The 10,314-nt window shown below is 70.8% G+C and carries 7 protein-coding genes and 1 pseudogene; 1 reads left to right on the forward strand and 7 read right to left on the reverse strand.

Annotated elements, in window-relative coordinates:
- The 4 genes and pseudogenes from STRIP9103_RS11990 to STRIP9103_RS12005 form a co-directional block, all read right to left on the reverse strand.
- Positions 1 to 263: pseudogene (locus STRIP9103_RS11990) on the reverse strand (cytochrome P450); the annotation flags it as partial.
- A gap of 187 nt (positions 264 to 450) precedes the next feature.
- Positions 451 to 3,858, reverse strand: a complete 3,408-nt coding sequence (locus STRIP9103_RS11995) for a S8 family serine peptidase (RefSeq protein WP_009308806.1) — start codon at positions 3,856 to 3,858, stop codon at positions 451 to 453.
- Between the two features lie 116 nt (positions 3,859 to 3,974).
- A complete protein-coding gene (locus STRIP9103_RS12000; protein ID WP_048820131.1) occupies positions 3,975 to 4,613 on the reverse strand; it encodes a phosphoribosylanthranilate isomerase in 639 nt (212 codons plus the stop codon).
- A gap of 55 nt (positions 4,614 to 4,668) precedes the next feature.
- Positions 4,669 to 5,928 (reverse strand): PucR family transcriptional regulator, encoded by a 1,260-nt coding sequence (locus STRIP9103_RS12005; protein WP_009308814.1) that lies wholly within the window; start codon positions 5,926 to 5,928, stop codon positions 4,669 to 4,671.
- 373 nt (positions 5,929 to 6,301) lie between these two features.
- Here STRIP9103_RS12005 and STRIP9103_RS12010 point away from each other — a divergent pair, with 373 nt between their 5' ends.
- A complete protein-coding gene (locus STRIP9103_RS12010; RefSeq protein ID WP_199790533.1) occupies positions 6,302 to 7,150 on the forward strand; it encodes a DUF4394 domain-containing protein in 849 nt (282 codons plus the stop codon).
- Between the two features lie 121 nt (positions 7,151 to 7,271).
- Here STRIP9103_RS12010 and STRIP9103_RS12015 read toward each other — a convergent pair whose 3' ends face one another.
- The 3 genes from STRIP9103_RS12015 to STRIP9103_RS12025 form a co-directional block, all read right to left on the reverse strand.
- The gene (locus tag STRIP9103_RS12015; protein ID WP_048820134.1) at positions 7,272 to 8,072 is read right to left on the reverse strand and encodes a 2-keto-4-pentenoate hydratase; all 801 of its coding nucleotides are present in this window, start codon (positions 8,070 to 8,072) and stop codon (positions 7,272 to 7,274) included.
- Between the two features lie 5 nt (positions 8,073 to 8,077).
- Entirely contained in the window at positions 8,078 to 9,016 is a 939-nt protein-coding gene (locus STRIP9103_RS12020) for a 3-carboxyethylcatechol 2,3-dioxygenase (protein ID WP_009308802.1), read from the reverse strand.
- A 78-nt stretch (positions 9,017 to 9,094) separates the two neighbouring features.
- Positions 9,095 to 10,081 (reverse strand): zinc-binding dehydrogenase, encoded by a 987-nt coding sequence (locus STRIP9103_RS12025; RefSeq protein WP_009308800.1) that lies wholly within the window; start codon positions 10,079 to 10,081, stop codon positions 9,095 to 9,097.
- Positions 10,082 to 10,314 lie beyond the last annotated feature (233 nt).

Below are 10,314 nucleotides of genomic sequence, written 5' to 3' on the forward strand. Positions count from 1 at the left end.
CGCCAGTTCTCCAGTCCCTTCGGCCAACTCTCGTCGTCCTGGAGGACCTGAAGCGCCTCGCGGTAGCCGAGGACCAGCCAGGCGGGTACGCCCAGCAGGTCCACCGGGGCGACCGCGCCGTGCCGTTGCCGCAGCCGCTCGTACACCAGCGAGGGGCGCATCTCGTAGTCCCGGGTGAGCAATGGTTCCGGATTCAACGCCTCCAACCGTGCGTCGTCCGAGTTCACGAACCCGCTCTTGCCCAACCGGGATTCCACTGCCATGCCGCGCCCCTCCGACACTCCCCGTACCGACACCCCTTCGGTCGGTAGCCGGAAACGGTGGGACCCTACCCCAGTCACCCCTGTGGGTGAATTGGCGGGTGTCACTAGCTAGTGATGAAGTTGTGTTCGTCGCCCGGCCCGCTCCGGCCGTGAGCCGGAGCGGGCGATCGGTTGCCCTGGAACGGGGTCAGCGCAGCCGGTAGGCGCGGATCACCGTGTACTCGGCGGTGTTGCCGTCGGCTCCGGCCAGCTTCGCCCGGAGGGAGGCGAAGCCCTCGCCGCGCGGATTGCGCAGTTCGGCCCGCCAGCGGGCGGGGTCGCCGGTGCGGCGTACGTCCACGGCGGTCCAGGTGGCGCCGTCGTCGTACGACACCTCGACGCTCAGGTCGCGGACCGCCGACTCGGGTGCGCCGGGTTGCCGTTGCAGGACGACGGGCAGGACCATCCGGTGCCCGGCCCGCGCGGAGTTGTCCAGCCGCAGTTCGGGGGTGAACCGGATCGCCGTCACGGGGAGGGACGTCCAGGCGTCGTCACTCGTGCGTCCCGATCGGAAGGTCCATGCCGCGCGCACGGAGGTCGAGGTGAGGTATCCCTGGCCGCCCCGGTCCACGGAGGTCTCCAGCCGGTACGAGTCCTCCGCCGCCGGCACCGGTCCCTGCGCGTCGTAGAACGGGTACGGCACATCGGCGAGGAGCTTGCCGTCGCGCCAGAGCCGGGTCCGGCCGGAGTCGCCGAGGGAGAAGCCGGTGTGGCCGGGGTGCTGGTCGGCGAAGGGTGGGGTGTGGAACATCAGCGTGTCCCCGCGGCGCCGCACACTGGCGAAGATCCGCGACCGCTGGTCGGCGAAGCTCGGGCCGAGCGGACCGTTGCCCCAGCGAATCCCGTCCTTGCCGCCCGGCCTGAGGGCGAGTGGGGCGGCCCACTGCTGGAACTCGCTCTGGCCGCGGGAGTCGAACCGGTTGAAGACCAGCTGCCATCGCACCCCGCGCGCCGAGTAGTGCACGGTGCGTTTGCCGCTCGCCCGGAACCTGATGTTCGGGCCCGCCGCGCTGCCGCCCTCCGGCGGGAACGCGTACGTCCCCAGGGCGCCCGTGGCCACGTCCTCGCGGTCGGTGTGGAAGGTGTGCGTGACCTTGGTCAGGTCGCCGCGTTTCGCCCGCGCGCGGAAGTCGGTGAGGAAGCGTCCGCGCACCACCCAGGCCAGTTCGTAGTCGTACGGGGTGTCGGTGAAGGTGCCGTCCTCGCCGAGCCGTGCCCAGGAGCTGCGCACCACGGAGGTGAGGGTGCCGGCGTCGGCGGGCAGGGTGCCTGTACCGAGATCGGCGGTCTGGAGGCGGGCGAAGGAGCCGGCCGTCGCGATGGACGAGACGCCGGCGCCGGACGGGGCGGTGCGCAGGACGCTGACTCCGGCCAGGGCGCTGGTCGCCCCCTTCCGGGGCGCGGCCACGGTCACGGGTGTGCCCTCGCGGGCGTCGAGCTCGACGGTGTTCGCACCGGTGATCGAGACGAGCGGCTGGACCACCACGGTGTGGTCGTAACTCCCGTCCGGGGCGGCGGTCGCGACGTGGACGTCCAGGTGGTAGCGGCCGGGGCGGACGTCGACCGTCCCGGTGCCCTTGGGCGCGTAGAGGGAGCGGCTCTCGCCGCGGTCGATGTCGAGGAGCGTCACGAAGCTGCCGGTGGCGGGCTCGCCGTCGCGGTCGAGGACCTTGACGGTCAGGGGATGCGATTCGTGTGCCTTGGTGGCGGTGAACACGCTGCGCACCGTGGTGTCGGCGGCTCGGGCGAGGACGGCGCCCGAGAAGAGGCCGGTGTCGCTGTCGACCCGGGTGTCGGAGGTGAGTACGGCCTCCGCCCGGCCGCCGGCGGGGACGGTGAGCCGGGCGGGGCCGACCGTGAACAGTCCGTCGGGGGCCGCTTCGCCGTCCGGTCCGGTGGCGGTCGTGGTGAGATCGAGGGTGATGTCCGACGAGCCGGAGTCGCGGTAGGTCAGGGTCCTGGTGAGCGGCTGGTCGTCGTCGTGCGGCCAGGAGGTGGTGCCCAGTGACAGGCTCGGCGGGTCGACGGTGACGTTCTGGCCGACGGCCCGGCCCACGTCCACGCGGCCCGCGCCCTGGGCGTACGGGCTCAGGGCGGGGTGGGGCTTCGCCGAGCCCATCAGCGCGTCCTTGAGCCGGTCGCCGGTCCAGTCGGGGTGCTGCTGGGCGAGGAGCGCGGCGGCGCCCGCGACGTGCGGGGTGGCCATCGAGGTGCCGGACAGGGAGGCGTACGCCTTGTCGCCGCCCGCGGGTTCGAGGTCGCTGTCCTTGGAGCGGGCGGCCACGATCGCCGCGCCGGGAGCGGTGATGTCCGGCTTGAGCGCCCCGTCGCCGACACGCGGGCCCCGGCTGGAGAAGTCCGTGAGCGCGTCGTCGGCGTCCACCGCTCCGACGGCGAGCGCGGCGTCGGCGCTGGCGGGGCTGCGGACGTCCTGGTCCCGGCCGGTGTTTCCGGCGGCGACCGCGAAGAGGGTGCCGAACTTGGCGCTGAGAGTGTCGACGGCCTCCTCCAGTGGGTCGATGCCCGGGGAGTCGGGGCCGCTCAGGCTCATGTTGACCACCCGGGCGCGTGGCGCCGCCCACTCCATGCCGGCCAGGATCGCCGACTCGTCGCAATCGCGGTCCACGCAGACCTTGTCGACCAGGAGGGAGGCGCCGGGGGCCACTCCGGTGTATCTGCCGCCGGAGGCCGCGCCGTCGCCCGCGACGATCGACGCCACGTGTGTGCCATGGCCGACGAGGTCGGTGGTGTCGGGCGCGGTGGTGAAGTTCTCCTTCTCGGCGATGCGCGCGGCGATGTCCTGGTGGGTCTCGTCGACTCCGGTGTCCAGGACGGCGACCTTGACGCCGGTGCCGGTGTATCCGGCCTCCCATGCGGTGGGGGCGCCGATCTGCGGCACGCTGATGTCGTCGCTCACCTCCAGCTTCGCGTCCAGCCAGATCCGGGACACGTCGGGGGCGAGTCGCCGCTCACCGCTGTCCGGGTCCCGCTCGGTGAGCTGGGACCAGAGCGAGGTGGCGGAGCCACGGGCGGGCCGTACGGCGGCGAGGCGCAGCCCGGGGACGGTACGGGTCACACGGGCACCCGCCTCGCGCACCCCTGCCCGTAATCGCTGCGAACTCCCTTCCTCAGCACGGTACTTGACGATGAGCGGGGCACCGTACGCGGTGTCGTACCCGGCGTCCGCCAGCGCGGTCACGTCGAAGAGACGGCGGTCGAGTGCGCCCGAGGCGACGAGGGTGAGGGCGTCGTCGGGGACGACGTACTGGTGGCCCGAGTCCTCGTAGCGGGTGAAGGCCATGCCGCCGCGGCCCTCGCCGGGCGTGATGGAGGCGTTGTCACCGGCGAGGACGACCTCGTCACCGGTCAACAGGGTGACGGTGCGGGCGGTTTCGGCGGGGTCGGGGACCGAGGCGTCACCGGTTCCGGTCCGCCATGCGGCAGGGGTGGGCGTTGTGGCGGACGGGGCCGCTGCGGACGGGGCCGGTCCCGGCAGCACGCTCAGACCGAGCGTGAGCAGGACGAGGCAACCCGCCGCACGTCTGCTGCGGGGCAAGCGTGTTCCTCCTGGGGGCTGGAACGCGGACCTTGCAAGCTTGTCGTGCACACGCAAAGTACCAACGTTGACCCCCCGGCCACCACAGGGCCTTCACAGCCTCGGGTCGGCCGGACTCAGCACCCGCCGCGCACGGCCTTGACGAACTCCGTGATCAGCGCCGGGTCCTTGACGCCTCGGCTCAGTTCCACACCGCTGGACACGTCGACGCCCCATGGCTGGGTGGCGGCGACGGCGTCCCGCACGTTCTCCGGGGAGAGGCCACCGGCGAGGATCCACCGCTCCCCGGAGCCGGCCAACGGCTTGCTGGACCAGTCCCAGGCGATGCCCGAGCCGGGGACGGGGGCGTCGATCAGAAGCATGTCCTCACCGAACTCCCCGCAGCGCGGCACGGTGTCGCCGAACGCCGCGGCGCGGATCAGCGTCCAGTCGCCCTTCGCCAGGTCGTCGTAGTAGGCACGGTCCTCCGGGCCGTGCAACTGGACGGCCCGGATGCCCGAGTCGGTGGCGAAGGACCGCACGTCCCGCAAGGGCTCGTCGCGGAAGACACCGACCGTCAGCACATGCTCCGGCACCCTGTCGCACAGCCGCGCGGCCGTGTCGGCGTCGATTTGGCGCGGACTGGCCGAGAAGACGAACCCGACGGCATCGGCGCCCGCCTCCACGGCCGTGTCCACGTCCCGCTCGGTCCTCAGACCGCAGATCTTGATGAAAAGGGAGTCATTCGAATTGCTCACCGACACAGACTGCCTCATCGAGGGAACACTTCCGCATGACGGGGGGGCAGGTCGCGTGTCCGCTCGGCCGCCTTCAGCGCCACGCCCCCGACAGACGCCGTGCGACGACGGCGCTGAGCACGCGTACGCCGTGCGTCGAGCCGGGGTCGATACCGGTGAGCTCCCGTACGCGGCGGAGACGGTAATCAAGGGTGCGGGCATGGACGTTGAGGGCCGACGCCGTGGCACCGCGGTGCATGTCGTGGTGGTAGTACGCGTCGAGCGTGAGGAGGAGATCCGGCCCGCTCTCCAGGCGCGCGGCCACCGCGCGGAGCCATTCGTCGACGAACGGCACGTCCGCGACGGCGAGTTCGACGAACACGTCCGCCATGGTGTGCGGCCGGAGCCGGGCGGACGGCCGGCGCAGTGGGGCGGCCCGGCTGATCCGCCGGGCGCGTTCGAGGGCGTCGGCGAGTTCGGGGAGCGGCGCGGTGGCGGTGCCCACGGCGCAGGGTTGACCGAGGGTCCGGGCGAAGTCTCGCACGAGATCGGTCAGATCGGACACTTCAGGAATGAGATCCGATACATCGGACATATCAGATGCTTCAGGCAAGGGGTCGGATACGACGTCCACGGTGGGGGACGGCCGGGGAACCAGGACGATCAGCTCAGTGTTCCCGTCCGCGTTATCCCGGGACCAGGCGGTCGGCACCTGGTGGATTTTCACCAGTGCCTCGATCTCGCTTTCCAGGGCGGGGTCGCCGACGGCCGGGCGGTCCGGCACCCGGATCACCGTGACCGCGTATTGATCGGGCAATTCCATGCCGACCACGGCGGCGAGTTCCGGCACCATGGAATCCCCGGCCAGTAACGCCCTGGCCAGCAGGGAGACCTGTTCGGCATACGGCAGCCGACGCCGCAGCACCGCCACGAATCCCTGACTGTAGGCGCTGATGCCGCGCTCGCCCTGCGGGGCGAACCAGGTCATCATCCGCATCAACTCGTCGACGCCGCCGCCGCGCTGGGCCTCGGTCACCTCGTTGATCTCGCGCAGCATCAGCGCGGTGTGCAGCTTCAGGACCCGCTGCCGTGCGCCGAGCGACATCCCCGCCCCGGCGCGCAGCTCGCCCATCGAGGAGATGTAGCTCAGGTCGTCGTCCTTCAACTCACTGTTGTCCGGCGACAGTTCGACGGTGCGGCGCCGGAACCACACCGAGTACTCCAGCGCCTCCGCCCTGGCACGCGGATCCGCGTCCAGGACCCCGAACTCCGGAATCTCACGTACGTACGTCTCGACCTCCCGGCGCGCGTTGGTCGACGCCCGCCGGGCCAGTTCGGCGAAGAGGCTCCCCATGGGGGGTGAGCATGCCATTCCGCTCGAACGGGCCGACAGACGAAATCCGGACGGCGTTTATCACTTCGCATAAATCGGTGAAGAGTGTGTCGACGATACTTTTGTCACTGTGCGCAAAATTCCCGGATCGGGGCGTTCTCACCATCGGTTCCGCTTGTGTGGACGGTGTGAACTCGGCTTAATGGGAGCGCTACGCGCCTGCGGGGGAACACCGGGGAACACCGCGTCAATCATTCCGTCACGATTCCGGTAATCGGTGCGGGCCGCGTACGCGAATTCTCATCTGCACGCCACTCGATGGCGTTTCTTCAAACGGGAGGGAAAACCGATGAAAGCAGGGATGAGAAAGAGAATCGCGGCGGCGTTCGCGGTCATGGCCACATCGACGGCGCTCATGCTGAGCGCGCCGGGCACCGCCTCGGCCGCGCCCGCCGCCACCCCCAGCCTGCGCGCCTTCGGGATCACCGGTGACGGCACCCTGATGGCCACGTTCACGACCGACCGGCCGAACGTGCTCAACTGGGTCAGAGCCGTCACCGGCCTCAGCGGCGACACGGCCCTGATCGGCATCGACTTCCGGGTACAGAACGGCCTGTTGTACGGCGTGGGCAACAAGGGCGGCATCTACACGATCAAGATCCCGACGGGCACCGAGGACGTCGTGGTCACCAAGGTGTCCCAGCTCCAGTACACGCTGAACGGCACGAACTTCGGCGTCGACTTCAACCCGGCGGCCGACCGACTGCGCGTGATCAGCGACAACGGCCAGAACCTGCGGCACAACCTCAACGACCACACGACCATCCAGGACCTGAACCTCACCACCCCGCCGACCGAGGGCACGACCAAGGGCGTCTCCGCCGCCGCCTACACGAACAACGACCTCAACGGGGCCACCGCGACCACGCTGTTCGACATCAACACGACCAGCGACCAGGTCGTCATCCAGTCCCCGGCCAACAACGGCACGCTGGCACCGACCGGCAGCCTCGGCATCGATGCCGGGATCAACGCCGGCATGGACATCTTCAGCACCCTGTCGAACGGCAAGACGGTCTCCAACGCCGCCTTCGCCGCCCTCGCCCCCTCCGGCGCCGGCACGCCCTCCCTCTACAACATCAACCTCTTCACCGGCGAGGCCACGCTCGTGGCTACCGACCCGGCCATGGCCAAGTTCCCCCTGAACATCACGGACCTGGCCATCTCCCTCACCGGCAGCTGATCCCCTGCCGCACAAGCGCCTCCTCGCCGCGGCCGGGTCACTCCCGGTTCGCGGCGAGATCCATGGGCGATGTCGACGATCACTCGGAGAAGCCGCCCTATACGGAGAAGGAGAAGCCGGCCTACGCGGAGAAGACGGCCGTGACCTCGCCGAGCGGGCCGATCTCGGCACGGATGCGGGTGCCGGGTGGCGTGGGGACCATCGGACCGAGGGCGCCGGAGAGGATGACCTGGCCCGCGCGCAGCGGCTCGCCGAACTCCCGGGCCGTACGGGCCAGCCAGGCCAGCGCGTTCAGCGGGTCGCCGAGGCAGGCGGCGCCGTTGCCCTCCGACACGGGCCGGTCGTCGGCGTACAACCGCATGGTGACCTCGCGGGGCTCGAACTCGTCGAGGGTGAGCCTGCGTTCGGCGAGGACGAAGAGTCCGCTGGAGGCGTTGTCGGCGACCGTGTCGGTGAGCGAGATGTCCCAGTCGGCGATACGGCTGTCCACGATCTCCAGCGCGGCGACCGCGTACTCCACGGCGGCCCGGACCCGCTCCGGGTCAAGATCGCCGTCGGCCAGGTCCTCCTTCAGTACGAAGGCGATCTCCGCCTCCGCCTTGGGCTGGAGCAGCCGCCCCGACGGCACCTCGCTCTCGCCCGAGACATCCATGTCGGCGAACAGCACGCCGAAGTCGGGCTGATCGACGCCGAGTTGCTTCTGTACGGCGGGGGAGGTGAGGCCGATCTTGCGGCCGACGACGATCGCGCCGGCGTCCCGGCGACGGCGGGTGAGTTCCCGCTGTACGGCATAGGCGGCGGCGATGTCGTGCTCGCCGAGCAGATCCCGTACGGGCGCCACGGGCCGGCCCTCGTCCAGGGCTCCGACGAGCCGGGCGACGGCTCCGGCCACCGCCTGTGCGTCAACTGGCGTGTGCGTCATGCCGGTCACCGCCCTTCCGCCGTCGCCACGGCGAACCCGGCGATCCACGCGGGGATGGCCTCGTAGAAACGGGAGGTCATCTCGTACGGCCCGGTGGCGGCGAGCGACGCGAACGCCGCGATCCACGCGCGCACCTCGTGGGCGGAGCCGCCGCCCTCCTTGGCCATGCCGTCCACGGTCCAGGAGTCGAACTCCGCGAGCTCGCCGTGCTGGAGATGGTCGAGGAGACGGTTGTCCCAGTCGGGGTTGATCGGGATCATCGCGGTCGACCCGGCGGCGTAGGCACGGCCCGCCTGCACGACCCGCTCCTCGCCCCTCGCCCGCTGCTCGGGGGTCGGTGGATGCCCTTCGATGAGGGCGTCGGCGACCCTGGGCGGGGCTCCCTCCAGGACCGGCACGGGCGGGTCGTGGGAGAGGCCGCCGGAGGCGAGGAACAGCACCCGGCGGTCGAGGTCGGCGGCGGCCTGACCGATCGCCGTGCCCAGTGCCCTGATCCGGCTCACCGGGCCCAGCGGCGTGGCCACACCGTTGACGAAGACGGGCACGACCGGCACCCGGTCGATGCAGCCGAACAGGACCTGAAGCGGCTGTGCGAAACCGTGGTCGACGGTCATCCGGGCGGAGACGGTGAGGTCGATGCCACGGTCCAGCGTGCCCTGGGCCAGCGCCTTCGCGGCGGCGGTGTCGACCGACAGCGGTCCCGCCTGCGTACCGAAGTCACCGACCGCGTGTGCCTCGGTGGCGAGGCAGAACGGCGGCATCTCCTTGTAGAAGAAACCGTTGTAGTGGTCGGGCGCGTAGAGCACGACCAGGTCCGGCTCGAAGGCGCTGATGAAGCTCCGCGCCGTCTCGACGGCCGCGTCGACACGCGCCAGGACATCCGGTTCCGGGTCGTTCTTGCCGATGAGCGGCGAGTGGGACAACCCGACGGCTGCTGCGGGCATGGGGGTTCCTTATCGGTCTGGATGGGGCCGGGACTGCTGGGGGAGGACTGCTGCCGGCGGGCCTGCTGGGGGCCAGGCCTACTGCGGGCGCTCCGAGGGGTGGATGACGAGCTTTCCGGTCAGGCCGCCGTCGATCATGAGCTGGAAGCCCTTGTGGATGTCCGTGAGCGGCAGGGTCCGGTCGATCACCGGGCGGACCCCGGTCGCGTCGAGCATGCGGAGCATCGCGACCAGTTCGGCGCGGGTGCAGCCGGTGGAGCCGAGGATGCGCTGCTGGAGGTAGAAGACACGGCCGAGGTCGGCGGGCGGGTTGGCGCCGCTGGTGGCACCGGCGATCACGACCGTGCCACCGGGCCGCAGCGACTTCAGCGAGTGCGACCAGGTCGCCTCCCCCACCGTCTCGATGACGACGTCGACCTTCTCGGGCAACCGCTCCCCCGTCGCCACGGCGGCCCGGGCACCCCAGTTGACGGCCTCGGCCCGCTTGTCCTCGCTGCGGCTGGTCGCATAGACGACGGCGCCCGCGGCCACCGCCAGCTTGATCGCGGCGGAGGCGACACCGCCCCCGGCGCCCTGCACGAGGACCCGGTCGCCGGCGGTGATCCGCGCCTGCGTGAACAGCATGCGGTACGCCGTGGTCCAGGCGACCGGCAGACAGGCGGCCTCGTCGAACGACAGCCACGTCGGCTTGGGCACCAGGTTGCGGGTCGGGACGATCAGCCACTCGGCGAACGACCCGTCGTGCCGCTCCGACAGCAGCGCCCGGTTCGGGTCAAGCGTCTCGTCACCGCGACCGGCGTCCGGGTCGCCGAGCACCGGGTGGACGATGACCTCATTGCCGTCCTCGTCGTACCCGGCCGTGTCACAGCCGAGGATGATCGGGAGCCGCTCGGGCGGGTGGCCGACACCGCGAAGGGTCCACAGGTCGTGCATGTTCAGCGAGGAGGCCACGACCCGTACCCGGGACCAGCCGGGCTTCGGCTCGGGCTCCGGGACGTTGTCGCGCAGCGCGAGACCGGAGAGGGGGTCGGTGGCGCTCTGGGAGATGGCGATAGCGGCAAGCACGAGATTAAGGTGACCGGGGGCTGGTGTCGGACCCTAGCTCGTGTGCCACGGTGTAGCACGAATCTTTCCGGGGCTGCGCCCCAGACCCCCTTTTCGCATCAGGGGCTGCCACTTGGTGCTTTCGGGCGGGTGCGGGTTGGTTGTGGCTGGTCGCGCCCACGCGGCGGAGCCGCATGTCGATACAGCCTCGCGCCCCTTCAGGGGTGAACGCCGACGGCCGACGTACAGGCATC

It is taken from the genome of Streptomyces ipomoeae 91-03 (assembly GCF_000317595.1).
Classification (GTDB): domain Bacteria; phylum Actinomycetota; class Actinomycetes; order Streptomycetales; family Streptomycetaceae; genus Streptomyces; species Streptomyces ipomoeae.